This is a genomic window from Waterburya sp., assembly GCF_058530065.1.
The window spans coordinates 1-15,792 of record NZ_JBZNBU010000081.1; the positions used below are offsets into that span (position 1 = coordinate 1).

A 15,792-nucleotide genomic window follows, 5' to 3' on the forward strand; every position below is an offset into this window, starting at 1 on the left:
ACACCATTTATCGAAACAGGGAGGCATAGCTGCTGGAGTAGTTTCTCTCATCATAGCGATCGCCAATAAAAGCGATGTGAAAACCAACTAACATAGGCATTTTATCTTATTTTGACTTCGATAATTGTTTAAGTCCCGTTAGATGAACCTGAGTAGAATTGAATTGATTTCTTGGGTTGTCCCCCTGGTTTTAAACTGGATGCGGTTTAGTTGAATCAGCCCATTCTTCTTGGTATTGTCTGACTTTAAACTTATACATTTCAATTAAGCCTCGATTGGATACTTTTAATAAGTTAGCAATATCTTCTTGCCAAATCATTACACCGCGATGAAAAAATTTAATTTGATTTGAGTTGTGAGAAATTGTATAAGCGATCGCTTTAAAAAAATTGATTTCTGCTAATTTCTTTCTCATGGCTACCTCAACAGGAAATAAATTAGCTTGTAATAATCTTTTGGTCTGAAATTCTGTTGGTTGCCATTCTTCTTGTAAAGCTCTAGCCAAAGTTTCATTTGCGTCGGGAAGATGAGGATTTTTACCTTTTGACAATGCGCGATATTCTAAACTCAAAAACCAACCGATAAAAGCTTGAATTCGACATTCCAAGTCTTGGGGGCAATTTTCAATCAAACTGCATATTTCTTCATCAAAATAAACACCATATTTTTCTAATGTTGGCTGATATTTACGTAGAATTTCTTCTTCTGCCCAAGATAGTTCCATCCCCCAAAACATTAACTTTTAAACTCCTATTAATTTTGATTTAGTTTGTAATTAATTTGGCTAATATACTATTGCCAAGATTTAATACATTGCCAAGACCAATCGGGATTTTTTTGATAGAAACGTAACTCCCAGCTTATTTCAACATGAGGATCGATGGTAGAGAGTGCTAATTCTCGTAATTGAGTTTGATATTCTGGATTAAAATCATATGCCAAGCTGAGATGCAGCCAATCTTTTAGCCGTATATTTTCCCTGCGAGTGGTGGAAGTTTCTATCGCGGCGAAGTTAGCAATAAGTTGTTTTAAATGATTAGCTTCTAGTTCTAAACCATGCCAATTCTCTTTAAAAGTTAGCTGTTTTAGCTTTACATCCAGAGATAAATTATTTTGCTTTGCCTGAGTATAAGCTCGTTCTAAAGCATTAATATAACTAGGAATCGAGTTAGGGCGATCGCTAAAAAAACCCGTTAAAGTACAGTGAGGCATATACTTGTGGGCGGTATTTTCTCCATATAGTTGTTTTGCCTGAAGAAAATAATCTTCGATTTGAGTATTGAGTTTTCCTACAGGACAAGTGTAGATAATTAAATCAATTGTCTGGTAGTTCACGCCACTCTTTGACCTTGTTTGTAAACTTCTAAAATTCTGGGAACTATGCCATCATCGCTCACGGTAATAAAATCGGCTTTCATCCCTACCTGTAGACTGCCGATCTTGTTCTCTAGGTTAATTGCTTTGGCAGGATTAGAAGTAATTAATTTAATTGCTTGGTATAAAGGTTTATTTGCCTGTTGGCTAATAATAAATGCAGATTGCAATAAACTGCGGGGTACATAGTCTGAAGAAATAATATCTACCAAATCTAACTCCACCAATTCCATCGCCGAAACATTACCCGAATGAGAACCCCCAAGCACTATATTAGGTGCGCCCATAAGTACCTGTAAATTATGACTATGGGATTCCTTGGCAGCATCAATCGTAGTGGGAAACTCCGCCAACACTACCCCTTCAGAAATCGCCTGTTGGACATGATCGATAGTTGCGTCATCATGACTGGCGAGAGAAAGATTTTTTTGATTGCAGGCTTGAACTAAAACTTGTCTATTTTTAACGGCATATTGACGCTGATTGCTCAGGCGCATCTGAATAAACTCATCCATCTTGGCTTCTGGTACGCCATGTTTGCCAACATAATATTCTTTGTATTTATCGATCTTGACAAATTGACGTTGCCCAGGAGTATGATCCATTAAGGATACTAACGCCAATAGAGGATGCTCGAAATAGGGTTCGACTACGTTATAGAGATGTTCGTAACCGAGTTCGCAACGCAGATGCAATAAATGATCCGTACTAAATCTACCTGCTGCTTGTCCTTCTGCCACTACATCAATCATCGGTGCATAATGACGTAGGCGGAGAGAATCTTCTTTTGGGGTAATGTCGCCAATTGCGATCGCATCACAAACTGTAGTTATGCCCGCACTAATTAAATCGCGATCGTGGTTTACTGCTGCTGCTTCTAAAGGAAACCTGACTTTAGGACGAGGAGAAATACACTTTTCTAGGTTATCTGTGTGTAGTTCGATTAATCCTGGCATCAAATAATCGCCGTTACCATTTTGTCCTCGATCTACCACCCCTGGCTGAATATCTTGAATAATGCCATCATGTATGGCGATCGTACCCAATACTTCTTCCTCTGGTAAAAGCAAGCGATAATTTGTATAAACCTGTTCCTGCATCTGGTTTTGTTCTGTAGATATTACCTTGCAGTTTAAAGTATTTGTTGCAAAATATAAATTAAGCTAAGTTTAGCTTTCAGTTAAATTAAAGAATAGACGTTATTAGCGATGTAGAAAATATCATCTAAGTGCAAATTTCTTCCCAGATTAATTCTACAACCGCAAAATTACCATCAATTTTTTTAGCCTCAGCTTCGGGACGAGTGCGGTATAAAGGAGCGTAATGGACTTGCTGGCGTTTGAGCAAATATTTAGGAACAACGGAAAACCAGCCTGTAATTGTTTCATTAACATTGTATTCAAAGTAAACTCGCTCTTTTGATTGAGGGGATGCTGTCAAAATCCAATGAGTCTCTGGGCGATCTTGGTCTATTAGTTTAAAAGATGCAGGAGTAGTTTGAGCAGCAGATTTATGGTTATCTGTTACGGGACTATTCATTTTAATTTTTCCTTGTAGTTCTGAAATATCTGTAGCTTATCTATAGCTGTATTAGGATGGTGCAATGCCTAAGTTTTACCAACTTACCTTGCAAATAGCTAGGCTTCTCCAATCGCACGAGTAATAATTTCCCTAGTTTGCTCGATAGATAGCTTAGGTTTGCTCCAAGACACTTCCCAATGGCTACCCGAACCAAGAAATGTGAGGTCGTTATCAATTCCTGGCTTACCAAGAGCATCAATTATCATTCTTGATAATAAACAAGGACTATTAACTTGATTGAGTCTTATTGTAGTCAGGATTATTTTAGTATCTTCAATTAAATGTTGTTCAATTGCTTCTATATTCATCTAATTTTTTACCAAGGTTTATTAATACTAGCGTGAAAAATTAGATCTAACAGTTCTATTTGTTACTGTTAATAATTTAAAAATAAATCAAATATACTGATGATAAAATAAACCTATTCTATTATTAAGAAAAGCTTAGAAAAGTAATTCTTGATGTGAGTTATTAAATAATCTATAACAACATTAATTTAAAACTGCCATAGATTAAGCATTTTAATAGAGGTCAAATTGTGGAAAACAACCGTTTTATTATTTATCACAAGCAAGCTGCCAGTGCGCGCCTACTATTTCTAGCTTTGAATAAATTTATTTGTCATTTCGATCGCCTGCCTTCAGGATCAAAAATAGTTAATAGCGAGATCGATCGAGGGCAAATTGTTGAAGATCCAGCAGATATAATTGCAACGGTTAAAGCAAGATTGGCAATATCTGAAGATATTCTGAAGCTTGAAACTAAGTTTCAAGCGATCGCTCAAGCTAACGACACCACATTCCCAATATATTTAGTCAATTTGAATACGGTCGATCCTCCTCGCGAGCAAATAGCCCATCTAGAAGGAAAATTCATTTCTATTATGGAAGCTCGCTCTTTACCACCAATTGAATCAGAATTATTAGGTTTAGTTTATTCTTTCTTAATGGATTAAGTAAGATGGGTTTGATTTTCTCTTTTTGCCAACTTAAGACCATTGCTTGCTTGAGAATAAATGGCGATCGCTAAAAGCACTCAAAGATAATTTTTTGGTATTGTAATTAGCTGTTTTATTTTAAAATAATGAGTATTGTTAACTATTGAAGGCAATAACATACCTCTAAAAAGTTTCTCTTCTTATCCGCGAGTATTTTTGTAATACTTGTGATAGAAAGAAACGGATAAGATTTTAGAAAAAAAGCTTCTCTCTAATTAGATTGGCACATTTTTTGGCAGACTTTTAAATCTTCTAAGTTGTTGTGTGAAATTGACTTAGAAAAATTGTTTTTTATAACTTAATAAATTAAGTTGTTAAGAGGTTAAGTTTAATATAATTTAAGCTCTTTTTTACAGTCTTTTCTTTTTCTTTTATCTTAAACTGAGTAAAAAACTTGGTTTCTGGATAAAGTTAAGTTTCAAATTTAGACAAGTAAGTAATTTTACCAAAATAAACATTAAATAAATTAATAGGGATATAACTAATAATCTTTATGCTAGTTGCTAGTTACTATCCAAATCAATCTTATTTTCTGTTTTAAAAGGTGGAAGTGCTTAAGTATGCCATGCGTTCATCGCTAATGTCAATTTGTAAACCTCTAATATTAAGTCTGAGGAAAATTCATCATGGTTAATTCAAAAGCATTAAAGCCGAGCTTTTTAAGAGATGCATTGGTATCTTATGCTAAGTATAATTCTCCTAGGGAACAACAAGTACAACAAAGCGCTTTAAAATGGCTACAAAGCCAGATTGAATCGAATATTGATGAAGGAAAGACAATTATTGACCAGTTCTCTAATCAATGGCGTAAAGGGTCACAGGGAGCTAAAAATGCTCAAGAATCAGCAATTGCCTTAGAAAATTTGCCAGGTTCTTATAAAGGCTCAAGTACAGTTGATAGTCATCAAGAAGATGCTCTAATTTTTATCGACGAAGCAATTCCCCAAGATTTAAAAGATGACTTTGCCAAACGTTGGAACATCAAACAAAAGTTACAGGTTACTAATTCCTCTGGCACGACTTTTATGGTTAATGAAGCGGAATTAGCTACTTTACAAGAACAAGATCCTGAAGGAAATGGCACAACTTGGTATCAGGTAGAAAACAGGCAAATCTATTATTTACTTTCTTACGAAGAAAAAGGCGATCTTTACTCAGTAGTTTTGAATGAAGCAATTAGTCCCCAAGAACGGGATACTTGGTTGGTAGCCAAAGCAGATGTTGAGATATCTAAAGTGTAATCTTTAGTATTTTTATCAGTTATTTTTGGGCGATCGCTATTTTGGGCAATTTGAGAGAGATTAAATTTTTGCTGCTTCGCAACGAGCATCCCTAACAATTTTAATCCCGCCTCGAAATACTAATACAGCGATCGCCGTACCTATGATTAAATCGGGAAAACGAGAATTTAATAGATTCACTAATAACCCTGCTAAGATAACCCCCAGATTAGCAATAACATCATTTTTGGAAAAAAGCCAACTAGCTCTCATGTGTACTTCGCCGTAGCGATGCTTGGAGATTAAAATCAAACAGAAGATATTCGCTAATAATGCGATCGCACCTATAGCCATTATTAAAAGCGATTGGGGTTCGCTACCAACCATAAATCTTTTAATCACATCAACTATGACTAAACCAGCTAAAGTCATCTGAAAAATTCCACTCATTTTAGCGGCACGAATCTTGTTCGATCGGGATTTTCCCAGAGCATAGAGAGAAATTCCGTACACTATAGCATCGGCTAACATATCTAAAGAATCGGCGATTAATCCTGTAGAATTGCCGTAAATCCCCGTGACTAACTCAACTAAAAACATTATTCCGTTAATGCTGAGGAGAATAACAAGAGTCTTGAATTGAGTTCGATCTCTTACTTCTATTTCACAATTGCAGTCTGACATAAATCTTCAATAATTATGGTTTTTAATTGCCTTTTTTGCTCGTATCAAATCTATAGTTGAGGTAACTATTTGTAGGGGAATGGGCATAGCGCGATCACGATTTCCTTGAATACCATAATGGGCAAAAGGTACATGAGAAGGATCGGCTACATTTTCCACTAAAGTCTGCCAATCGTAGGCTAAATCTAGCACCATTGAAGACCAGACAAAACCCTTGCTAGCATCTATTTGCGGAGATAAAGGTAAATCAATACTTCTCGGTTAAGCATGAAACAGAGTTGAAAATCGCCAAATTAGGTTTTTTGAAGCTCAAAGCATCAGTAATTAATTGTGTTCCCGCTTCAATGAGTAAGACAACACGAACCTTGGGAAAAGCAGCCTTTGTTCCTTTGCGGCTTCCTGGATATCCAAATACCCTGGCATTAGCTTGGCTATCTGTTACATCTACTGCCATCACTCTCAACCCACCTAGAAATGCTCCTGGTGTTTCTTGATTTGCCAAAGGTTTAACAATTGAATTAAATAGCTGACTCATTAGTTGAATGACTGTTGCGAGCGCCTGAAATACTGATGAAGCTTCTAACTTGGGATTAATCAAAGAAAATTCTTTGAGTTGCAATTTTTGTACCTAATTTTGCTAGTGATTGACTTTACTTTAGAACATTTTTAGCTTAACCGAGAAGTATTGATAGGTTCGTTACAACTCCCCGATACCATTACTGAAGGAGTTATTAATCTGGTGGGCAATGGGAGTAATTCTTAAAATGATATTTGCTGGTGTTATTTTTGCCACCCTACAGATTTTATTGTTGACAGAAAACAGATTTAAGCTCAGAAGTAAAGTTTTCAGATGAATCGTTAAATGATAATGTTGAAGGTGGCAAAATTTTACATTCTTTTTAGGATTTTACCTGCCATATAAAACAGCTAACCACCAAGTAGATATATAAAAAATGGTAGCCACCACAGATAAAACAACAACTGGTAAAATTACACAAATTATCGGTCCCGTATTAGATGCCGAGTTTCCTAGCGGCAAAATGCCCAAGATTTATAATGCTCTAAAAGTACAAGCTACAAATCCTGCTGGACAAGAAGTTTCCGTAACTTGCGAAGTGCAACAACTACTTGGTGATAACCAGGTGCGTGCTGTTGCTATGAGTGGTACTGACGGATTGGTCAGAGGCATGGATATTGTTGATTTAGGTCAACCTATTAGCGTTCCTGTTGGTAAAGCAACATTGGGTAGAATCTTCAACGTTCTTGGAGAACCTGTAGATAATAAAGGTCCTGTTAACACGGACGAAACTTTCCCCATTCACAGACCTGCTCCCAAATTAACCGATCTGGAGACTGCACCTAAAGTATTTGAAACAGGTATTAAGGTTGTAGACTTGCTAACTCCCTACCGTCAAGGGGGAAAAATCGGATTATTCGGCGGTGCTGGTGTTGGTAAAACCGTTATTATGATGGAATTGATCAACAACATCGCAATTCAACACGGTGGTGTATCCGTGTTTGGTGGGGTGGGCGAACGTACTCGTGAAGGTAATGACCTTTATAACGAGATGATCGAATCCAACGTAATCAACGCCGACAACCCCGAAGAGTCTAAAATTGCTTTGGTATACGGTCAAATGAACGAGCCACCTGGAGCTAGAATGCGCGTGGGTCTATCAGCTTTGACTATGGCTGAATATTTCCGCGACGTTAACAAACAAGACGTACTGCTATTTATTGATAATATTTTCCGCTTCGTACAAGCTGGTTCTGAAGTATCCGCGCTACTAGGTCGTATGCCTTCTGCGGTAGGATATCAACCTACTCTCGGTACTGATGTAGGTGACCTGCAAGAGCGTATTACTTCTACTAAAGAAGGTTCGATTACTTCTATTCAAGCTGTGTACGTACCTGCGGATGATTTAACCGACCCCGCACCTGCCACAACTTTCGCTCACCTAGACGGAACTACAGTACTGTCTCGTGCTTTAGCTTCTAAAGGTATTTACCCTGCGGTAGATCCTCTAGATTCTACTAGTACTATGCTTCAACCCAGCATTGTTGGGGAAGAACACTACAGCACTGCTCGTGCGGTTCAATCTACCCTACAACGCTATAAAGAGTTACAGGATATTATTGCAATTCTTGGTTTGGACGAACTTTCTGAAGAAGACAGACTAATTGTAGACCGCGCTCGTAAGATCGAACGTTTCTTGTCTCAGCCTTTCTTCGTGGCTGAAGTATTTACAGGTTCTCCTGGTAAATATGTAACCCTAGAAGACACTATCAAAGGTTTCCAAATGATTCTTAACGGCGAACTCGACGATCTTCCCGAACAAGCTTTCTATCTAGTTGGAAATATCGAAGAAGCTAAAGCTAAAGCTGAAAAACTTAAAGCTGCTGCTTAATCAGCGAACGGCAAACAGTGACCAGCGAACAATTGTCTTTGACTTGCAGCTTGTTTTGTACTGGTTGCTGTTTGCTATTTATCTATCTACTGATAACTAATAATTAAAATATGACATTAAACGTAAAAGTTATTACTCCTGGAACAACTGTCTGGGATGACAGTGTAGAAGAGATTATTCTTCCTAGTACTACTGGACAACTAGGTATTCTTAGCGGTCACGCGCCATTACTTACTGCATTAGAAGTGGGCGTAATGCGGGTTCGTCCTCAAAAAGAATGGAAAACCATTGCGGTAATGGGTGGTTTTGCTGAAGTTGAGAACAACGAAATTAAAATTTTAGTTAATGGTGCGGAATTGGGCGATGAAATCGATGCCGATACTGCCCGTTCTGAATATGAATCCGCTCAAGCTCGTTTCCAAAAAGTAGAAAATAGCGAAGACCGTTTGGAAAAAATTCAAGCAGAAAATTCGATGAAAAAAGCTAGAGCTCGTTTTCAAGCTTCTGGCGGTACAGTTTAAATGGAGAATAAAGAAATAATACTGATTTACTTGTATTACTTTCTATTCTTAATTCGCAGTTGGGTAGGAATCTTTCCACAATATACCCAACTGCATTTTTATTAAACCCAATCGTAATTGAAAAGCGATCGGCGATCTATAGTCGTTCTAATTAATTTCCGTACTATCTCAGTAATTTGTTCGGGGGATTAGGGATTAGGGGTTAGGGATTAGGGAGCAATAATTAGTACATATTTTCGTATGGTTCTTATTAGGAATGACTATAATTTTAAACAGAGATTTTAAATCTGGGGAAAATTAAATTAGCGAAGCAAAAGCTAAGATAAACGAAGTTATTTCATAACCAAGCTCAATCATGCTTCGCTTGCAAAATTTAATTTATCATCCCCCAGCTACTACCGAACCAATTTTAAAAAATATTAACCTAGAACTGCCACCCCAGAATTTAGGCTTAATTGTAGGTGCGAGCGGATCTGGCAAAACCACAATTCTAGAAATATTAGCAGGATTGGCAGAACCCACCAAAGGAGAAATATTTTGGCGTACCAAACAATTGACAGATTTGGAGTTGCAGCAGCTTGCAGGGTTGGTTTTCCAATTTCCCGAACGGCACTTTTGTGGTGGTACTGTGCTAGAAGAATTACGCTTGGGTCATCCTGAATTAGATCTAAAAAGAGTCAAAGATGCCTTAAGCGAGGTAGGATTAGACCATATATCTCTAAAAACATCTCCCCACGCATTAAGTGGAGGACAACAGCGTCGTTTGGCTTTAGCAGTGCAATTAATTCGTCAGCCTAATGTTTTGATGTTAGACGAACCAACAGCAGGGTTAGACTGGTCAATGCGAATTCAACTAGCCAAACTTTTAGCCAAACTCAAACAACACTGGACGCTTTTGGTGGTTACCCACGACCCAGGAGAGTTAATCGAAATAGCAGATTGCTGTTGGACAATCGATCGCGGAGATCTCAAATCCATTGAGCCTAGTGCATTGAATAGATAACCAAGAACAGCCTATTATGAGTCAGATTGAAACTAACCAGTTGCCCCCCATGAACCTTGTATGGCAACAAACTCTTAACTGGCAACCTAGCGCAGATCGAGAGCAACTATTTCAACAGTTATATCAGGAGATATTAGCAGGAAATAAAGTCCAAAATCTGACTCGTATCACCAATCCAGAAGACTTTTGGGAAAAACATCTTTGGGATTCCCTGTCTGGGATAGTCGGTTTAAAAGAAGCAGAATTAAACAGTAACTTAGAAATAATCGATATTGGTACGGGGGCTGGATTTCCAGGAATTCCTCTAGCGATCGCTTTTCCCCATTGGAAAATTACTTTACTCGATTCTACCCGTAAAAAAATTACTTTTGTCAACGATACGATCGCCAAACTAAAATTGCCCAATGCTACGGGAATTGTCGCCAGAGCCGAAGCCTTAGGAAGAATTCCAGGCGATCGCCAAAGCTATGATATTGCCACCATCAGAGCAGTGAGTAAAGCCTCTGTCTGTGCCGAATATGCTCTTCCTTTAGTCAAAATTGGTGGTTTGGCTATTCTTTACCGAGGACATTGGAGTAGAGAAGATACCGCTAGCTTGCGATCGGCTGCGGGAAAATTAGGCAGTAAAATTGAATTGATTCACTCTTGGTCAACGCCCCTTTCTCAAGGGGTACGCCACTGTATTTATCTCCGCAAACACTCTGGAACTTCTAAGCAATATCCTCGCCCCGTAGGTATCCCCGACAAACAACCTTTATAAGTTTCTTTAACTAATAACTATTTTATTCCCCAATCGGTCGGGGAAATTTAGAAGCTGCGGGAAAATATTTAACGGGTTCGTATTTTAAAGCTTTAAGCATAAAAGAACGCCATACAGGAGCAGCAAAATCACCCCCCGTTATTCCTTTACCCATACTCTGATAATCATCATTACCAATCCAGACTGCTGTAGCCAATTGTGGTACGTAGCCCACAAACCAAACATCTCGTTCGGAAGAAGTAGTCCCCGTTTTGCCTGCTGCGGGGCGACCAATATTCGCTTTTACTCCCGTTCCTCCAGGGGCTAAAACTCCTTTAAGCATAGTAGTGAGATTTGCCGTCGCCCAAGGATCTAAAATACGTTGGGGCTGAGGAGTATTATCTAAGAGAATATTGCCTTTACTGTCAGTAACTTGCAAAATCACTGTAGTTTTAGAATGCCAGCCATTACTAGCAAAAGTAGCAAAAGCCCCCGCCATCTCTAAAGGAGTGACACCAATCGAGCCTAGAGGTAGAGAAACTACAGGTTGCATGGGACTTTCGATACCTAGCTGACGGCAAATTTCAATTACTTTTTCTAGTCCTACTTGTCTGCCCAATTTGACCGCAGGAATATTGCGCGATTGGCTGAGGGCTTTAGACAGAGGCATTATTCCCGCAAAGTCTTCTTTTCCGCCATAATTTTGAGGTTTATAAATGCCTCCAGGAACGCGATAGCTGACAGGTGCGTCATTAATTGTCGTTCCTGGGCTATATTTACCGCTGGCTAAAGCAGTATAGTAAACAAAAGGTTTAAAAGAAGATCCTGGCTGTCTGCGAGATTGAACTGCACGATTGAACTGACTCGATTGATAGTCTACTCCTCCTACTAATGCTTTCACAAAATGAGTGCGAGGATCTACTGATGCTAAGGCTATTTGATCGGCTTTTAAACCCCAACTCCGCAGCATTTTATGGCTTTCTTTAACTGATTCTTCAGCCATTTTTTGAAAGTCCATATCAATAGTTGTCTGAACTCGAATACCTCCTTGACGAACTTTTTCTTTACCAAAACGTTCTTCTAATTCTTTAGTTACTGCTTCGGTAATAAAGGGAGATTTACTTTTACGCCAAGCAGTTGGTCTGCCAACTAATAATTTGGCTTGGAGGGCTTCCTGTTCTTCTTCTGGGGTAATCCAATTGAGGGCGCGCATCCGCGCTAAAACTTGTTTTTGTCTGGCTTTAGTATTTTGATAATTGAGGAAGGGACTGTATTGTTCTGGTGCTTGAATTAAACCTGCTAAAACTGAAGCTTCTGCTAAGTTTAGCTCGCTAGCACTTTTGTTAAAATAGCTTTCCGATGCGGTTTGTATCCCATAATTATTGTGACCCCAATAAATATTATTGAGATACATTTCTAAAATCTCTTCTTTGTCAAAAACTTGTTCGACTCGAATTGCTAAAATTGCTTCTGCTAGTTTGCGACTAAAAGTACGCTCGCGAGTTAAAAAGAGATTTTTAACCAATTGCATGGTTAGAGTAGAAGCCCCTTCGGCAACCTGACCTTGGCGATAGTTAGCTAAGGCAGCACGAGCAATACTATAGGGATTTAAACCCCCATGACGATAAAAGTTACTATCTTCGATCGCAACTACTGCCAGTTTTAAATGGGGTGACATTTGCTCTAGAGTGGCAATTTCTCTATTTGCTTCCCCGTGGAGACTAGTCATCAATCTACCTTTTATATCGTAGACATAGCTAGTTTCGGCAGGAACATAATTGCGTAAAACTCTCACATCGGGAAGATTGCGAAAGCTATAAGCCAAGCCGACTAATCCCCCTGCCACCACTGCACTGGAGATCATGGTAATGCCCAAGACAGTTCCTCCCGCAGCTTTGGCTACACCAGATAAAAACGATCGAGCAATTCCTGGAGAATTCTGAGGTTCTGGTTTTTGTAGCATAATTTCAGAAGACACGGTATGTTAATTCCCTCCCAAGAGCATTACGAGCAGTTGTCCGAGTATTTTAGTAGAAAGTTCAGCAAACTAAAACAGACTATTTAAGTTAGATCGATAATTGTAGCAATACCCATCTCAGAATGGCTTGAGATATATCCCTTAAAAAAAATCCTCGGCTGACTAACCGAGGAATGATAATTCAGGAGAAATCAACGTTGACGAAGCAGTCGCTGCAAGAATTGGAAATTAAGCAAAACATTGTCAGCAACCTACTATTTCTACTAAAACCGATCGCAAAATGTCTGACACAAGTACTTAAAAACTCGTGCATACATTGTGGAGACAGGCTACTGGACTACTGCAAATCTGGTCTGACTATTGCTTTTGTCATAGTCAACCTGTTTGGCAATCGACTAGTAAGTTAGTATGCTCAATTAATTAAGCAGTCAACACTTGAATTTATGTAAATAAATGTAACAAAAATCCTCAATCTTTACAAGGTATTGATTGATTTAGGTTGGTGAGACGCGCTTCTATGTAAACTACTACTACTATTAATCCTTAAATAATCAAATAACTATTTCATCCTGCCGATGATCGTCGCTATTACTGCTTTAAAAGGAGGGGTGGGCAAAACTACCACCGCGGTTCATTTAGCTGCCTATTTTCAGACTCTTGCACCTACATTATTAATTGATGCGGATAAAAACCGTTCTGCATTGGTTTGGTCTAAAGAAGACAAATTACCGTTTTATGTGGCATCTCAAGCAGGTGCGCCTGGTCTGATTAAGAAATTTACCCACATTATTATTGATACTCAAGCAAGACCAGAACCCGAAGAATTGGAAGATCTGGCTGCTGGTAGCGATCTGCTGATTTTGCCGACCACTCCCAACCATTTGGATCTTGATACTACAGTTAAAGCCATAGAATTACTGAAGACTTTAAATGCCAATTATAGAGTTCTTCTAACTAAAGTAGATTCCCGAACTAAAAACGGTCGCGATGCCAAACAATTTCTTAAAGATGCAGAATTGCCTCTGTTTACCGAAGAAATTCCCTTATTGGTGGCATTTCAAAGAGCTCCCAGTCATGGTGTAGTAGTTCAAGATTTCCCAGATCGCCGTGCCAAAATAGGTTGGAATCGCTATAAAGCTATCGGTAAAGAAATCGCCAAAACAATGTTAGATGATGATTGATTGTTATTTAATTTTACGGGCGATAACTGCATAAAAAGGATCGCCTCCAGCTATGCCCATCATTTGAAATAAAGCGGGTACGGGGGATTGATGTACTTTTATCTCTGGCTCGCTAAAACCATCTACCGATTGGAAATAGCTTTTAACTAAATTAACTCGATCTGTATCCGTGCCATCTCGCCAGGCTGCGATCGCTTTTTGATAGAACATACGATTGGAGAAGCTGATAATTACTACTCCTTCGGGTTTTAGCACCCGATAGATCTCTGAAAGTACTGCTTCGGGATACTGTAAGTATTGTATGGAAACGGTAATTAGCACCGCGTCAAATTCGGCACATTCTAAGGGTAATTTGGGATTTAGATTGAGATTTTGGACGAAATAATTATCTAGTCGGGAATTTTTAGCTAATTCTTCTTCATTCATCCCATGACCTTCCACTCGCTCGAATTTCATTTCTTCGGGTAAATGAGACACCCAACTACTCATTAAGTCTAAGACACGACTATGGGGTTTTAATTGTTCTCTGTAGAGATTTGTCAGGCGATCGATAAATCCATCATCAACGTGAGTGACAAAACGAGGATAGTCGTAAAAAGATAGATCGTTAGTATTGTCTAGTTTGGTTCTTTGCTCTGGACGCAGCATCTTAAAATAGTTTATATGTATAGATAAATTAAGATGAATTGTAACGTTTTTTTTACTTCTTGGTTTTTAGTTCTGAATTATTAAACATCAAACTGATAAGCAGAGTTGAGGAAATAGGGGAATAGGAATTTTTATTTTACGTTTAATTAACGTCAGTTCGGGTTAACTCAGATCTTGCACCTACCGCGTAATTGAGTTGTAGTATTAGGGAAAGGTTTAAAGGTTAAAGGTTAAAGGTTAAAGGGTAAGAAATTGATTATCACACCTAGATTGTTAAGTTTACTTGTACTGGTGCAAGATGTCGGGTTAATAGATCGATTTGTTGGGATAGCCTTTAGCTACGAATTAATAACTTCTCAACGAAGCTAATTCACACTAGCCGTATAGTAGGCGTATAGTATAAGTCTGGAAATTTGCTCTACTATTTTAAATATATCAACACCAAGTTAGATCTAACGTTAGCAATTTAATAAATCTATTATGCTTGATTTCCTCAATCCCATACTCAATCGTCATCCAGAGCGTATTAAAGCTAATATCGAAATATACACTTGGGCTACTTGTCCCTTTTGCATTCGAGCCAAACTGTTGTTGTGGTGGAAGGGTGCAGATTTTACAGAATATAAGATTGACGGGGATGAAACAGCCAGAAGCAATATGGCACAAAGAGCAAATGGTCGTCGTACAGTACCTCAAATCTTTATTAACGATCGCCACATAGGAGGTTGCGACGATATTTACGATCTAGATGCTAAAAATGAATTAGATCCTCTTCTAGCCGAAGCTAGTACGTAATTGAATAGTTGCAGAGATATAAATTATTTTTTAACTAATGGACAATAGATTTTCTAATATATTTAATTTAACTGAAGATCAGGCGATCGCTTTATTAAAAAAGCCCTTGGGTACTGAAGATGGTACTTCCGAGCGTTATGTGGGTGCAGCCCATTTAATTAATTTCCCAACCGAAAGATCGATTAATGCTTTGATTGAAGCGATCGCAGATCGCGATCCTAGTTTAGAAAATCGCATCGCCCGACGCAAAGCGGTAGAAAGTTTGGGTCGTTTGAAAGCCGTTAAAGCCCTACCTACATTAAAATCTTGCTTGAGGGATGAAGATGTTCTGACAGTGGAAAATGCTGTCTGGTCGATCGGCGAAATTGGTACGGAAGATGAATCTATCCTCGAAGAAATTGCCAATCTGTTAACTAAGCCCGATCAAACCTATCGCATAATTATCCATACCCTAGCGAACTTTAATTACAAACCAGCAGTCGATCGCATCAAACTTTTTACCAATTATGACGATGAGCCTGTAGTTAGCGCGGCGATCGCATCCTTAGCCCGTTTGACGGGAGACTACAGCCAGATGGATCGGGTAGTGGCATTTTTGCAACACGATAATATTAATGCCCGTCGAGCCTGCATCCAAGATTTAATCGATACGGAATATTATGC

Annotated in this window: 17 protein-coding genes and 2 pseudogenes; 9 read left to right on the top strand and 10 right to left on the bottom strand. The window is 38.5% G+C overall.

Annotated features, from left to right (window positions below):
* Positions 1–190 precede the first annotated feature (190 nt).
* From AC33VI_RS05355 to AC33VI_RS05375, 5 genes are all read right to left on the bottom strand, one after another.
* Entirely contained in the window at positions 191–736 is a 546-nt protein-coding gene (locus tag AC33VI_RS05355) for a hypothetical protein (RefSeq protein ID WP_491781234.1), read from the bottom strand.
* A 56-nt stretch (positions 737–792) separates the two neighbouring features.
* Positions 793–1,335 carry a hypothetical protein gene (locus AC33VI_RS05360; RefSeq protein ID WP_491781235.1) on the bottom strand — a complete coding sequence of 181 codons (543 nt, stop codon included), beginning with the start codon at positions 1,333–1,335 and terminating at the stop codon, positions 793–795.
* Complete coding sequence (locus AC33VI_RS05365) at positions 1,332–2,474, bottom strand: alpha-D-ribose 1-methylphosphonate 5-triphosphate diphosphatase (protein WP_491781236.1); 1,143 nt, start codon at positions 2,472–2,474, stop codon at positions 1,332–1,334. Before AC33VI_RS05365 ends, AC33VI_RS05360 begins: the two co-directional genes overlap by 4 nt.
* Before the next feature lie 124 nt (positions 2,475–2,598).
* Positions 2,599–2,913, bottom strand: a complete 315-nt coding sequence (locus AC33VI_RS05370; RefSeq protein ID WP_491781237.1) for a hypothetical protein — start codon at positions 2,911–2,913, stop codon at positions 2,599–2,601.
* Positions 2,914–3,011: 98 nt separating this feature from the next.
* Complete coding sequence (locus AC33VI_RS05375; protein WP_491781238.1) at positions 3,012–3,263, bottom strand: hypothetical protein; 252 nt, start codon at positions 3,261–3,263, stop codon at positions 3,012–3,014.
* Between the two features lie 230 nt (positions 3,264–3,493).
* Here AC33VI_RS05375 and AC33VI_RS05380 point away from each other — a divergent pair, with 230 nt between their 5' ends.
* Together AC33VI_RS05380 and AC33VI_RS05385 are read left to right on the top strand one after the other, a co-directional pair.
* A complete protein-coding gene (locus AC33VI_RS05380; RefSeq protein WP_491781239.1) occupies positions 3,494–3,910 on the top strand; it encodes a hypothetical protein in 417 nt (138 codons plus the stop codon).
* Positions 3,911–4,578: 668 nt separating this feature from the next.
* On the top strand, positions 4,579–5,193 hold the full coding sequence (locus AC33VI_RS05385) for a hypothetical protein (RefSeq protein WP_491781240.1): 615 nt from the start codon (positions 4,579–4,581) through the stop codon (positions 5,191–5,193).
* 60 nt (positions 5,194–5,253) lie between these two features.
* Here AC33VI_RS05385 and AC33VI_RS05390 read toward each other — a convergent pair whose 3' ends face one another.
* From AC33VI_RS05390 to AC33VI_RS05400, 3 genes and pseudogenes are all read right to left on the bottom strand, one after another.
* Positions 5,254–5,856, bottom strand: coding sequence for a cation efflux transmembrane domain-containing protein (locus tag AC33VI_RS05390; RefSeq protein ID WP_491781241.1), 603 nt, complete (start codon positions 5,854–5,856; stop codon positions 5,254–5,256).
* A 36-nt stretch (positions 5,857–5,892) separates the two neighbouring features.
* A pseudogene (locus AC33VI_RS05395) lies at positions 5,893–6,102 on the bottom strand (Rieske 2Fe-2S domain-containing protein); the annotation flags it as partial.
* A 64-nt stretch (positions 6,103–6,166) separates the two neighbouring features.
* Positions 6,167–6,397 (bottom strand): annotated as a pseudogene (locus AC33VI_RS05400) (IS4 family transposase); the annotation flags it as partial.
* 412 nt (positions 6,398–6,809) lie between these two features.
* On the opposite strand from AC33VI_RS05400, the gene atpD reads away from it, so the two are divergent.
* The 4 genes from atpD to rsmG all read left to right on the top strand — a co-directional run bounded on the left by atpD (position 6,810) and on the right by rsmG (position 10,548).
* Complete coding sequence (gene atpD / locus AC33VI_RS05405; RefSeq protein WP_491781242.1) at positions 6,810–8,264, top strand: F0F1 ATP synthase subunit beta; 1,455 nt, start codon at positions 6,810–6,812, stop codon at positions 8,262–8,264.
* 110 nt (positions 8,265–8,374) lie between these two features.
* The gene (gene atpC, locus AC33VI_RS05410) at positions 8,375–8,785 is read left to right on the top strand and encodes an ATP synthase F1 subunit epsilon (RefSeq protein ID WP_491781243.1); all 411 of its coding nucleotides are present in this window, start codon (positions 8,375–8,377) and stop codon (positions 8,783–8,785) included.
* A 355-nt stretch (positions 8,786–9,140) separates the two neighbouring features.
* A complete protein-coding gene (locus tag AC33VI_RS05415) occupies positions 9,141–9,788 on the top strand; it encodes an ABC transporter ATP-binding protein (protein WP_491781244.1) in 648 nt (215 codons plus the stop codon).
* Positions 9,789–9,804: 16 nt separating this feature from the next.
* Complete coding sequence (gene rsmG, locus AC33VI_RS05420; RefSeq protein ID WP_491781245.1) at positions 9,805–10,548, top strand: 16S rRNA (guanine(527)-N(7))-methyltransferase RsmG; 744 nt, start codon at positions 9,805–9,807, stop codon at positions 10,546–10,548.
* 22 nt (positions 10,549–10,570) lie between these two features.
* On the opposite strand, the gene AC33VI_RS05425 is transcribed toward rsmG, so the two are convergent.
* Positions 10,571–12,505, bottom strand: a complete 1,935-nt coding sequence (locus AC33VI_RS05425) for a transglycosylase domain-containing protein (RefSeq protein WP_491781246.1) — start codon at positions 12,503–12,505, stop codon at positions 10,571–10,573.
* A gap of 575 nt (positions 12,506–13,080) precedes the next feature.
* Between AC33VI_RS05425 and AC33VI_RS05430 the strand changes: the two genes are divergently transcribed.
* Positions 13,081–13,686 carry a ParA family protein gene (locus AC33VI_RS05430; RefSeq protein WP_491781247.1) on the top strand — a complete coding sequence of 202 codons (606 nt, stop codon included), beginning with the start codon at positions 13,081–13,083 and terminating at the stop codon, positions 13,684–13,686.
* A 3-nt stretch (positions 13,687–13,689) separates the two neighbouring features.
* Here the strand turns inward: AC33VI_RS05430 and AC33VI_RS05435 are convergent, their stop codons facing one another.
* A complete protein-coding gene (locus AC33VI_RS05435; protein WP_491781248.1) occupies positions 13,690–14,334 on the bottom strand; it encodes a class I SAM-dependent methyltransferase in 645 nt (214 codons plus the stop codon).
* A gap of 480 nt (positions 14,335–14,814) precedes the next feature.
* Here AC33VI_RS05435 and grxC point away from each other — a divergent pair, with 480 nt between their 5' ends.
* Both grxC and AC33VI_RS05445 read left to right on the top strand, forming a co-directional pair.
* Entirely contained in the window at positions 14,815–15,129 is a 315-nt protein-coding gene (gene grxC / locus AC33VI_RS05440; protein ID WP_491781249.1) for a glutaredoxin 3, read from the top strand.
* A 37-nt stretch (positions 15,130–15,166) separates the two neighbouring features.
* On the top strand, positions 15,167–15,792 hold a 626-nt coding region (locus AC33VI_RS05445), incomplete at its 3' end, for a HEAT repeat domain-containing protein (protein ID WP_491781250.1).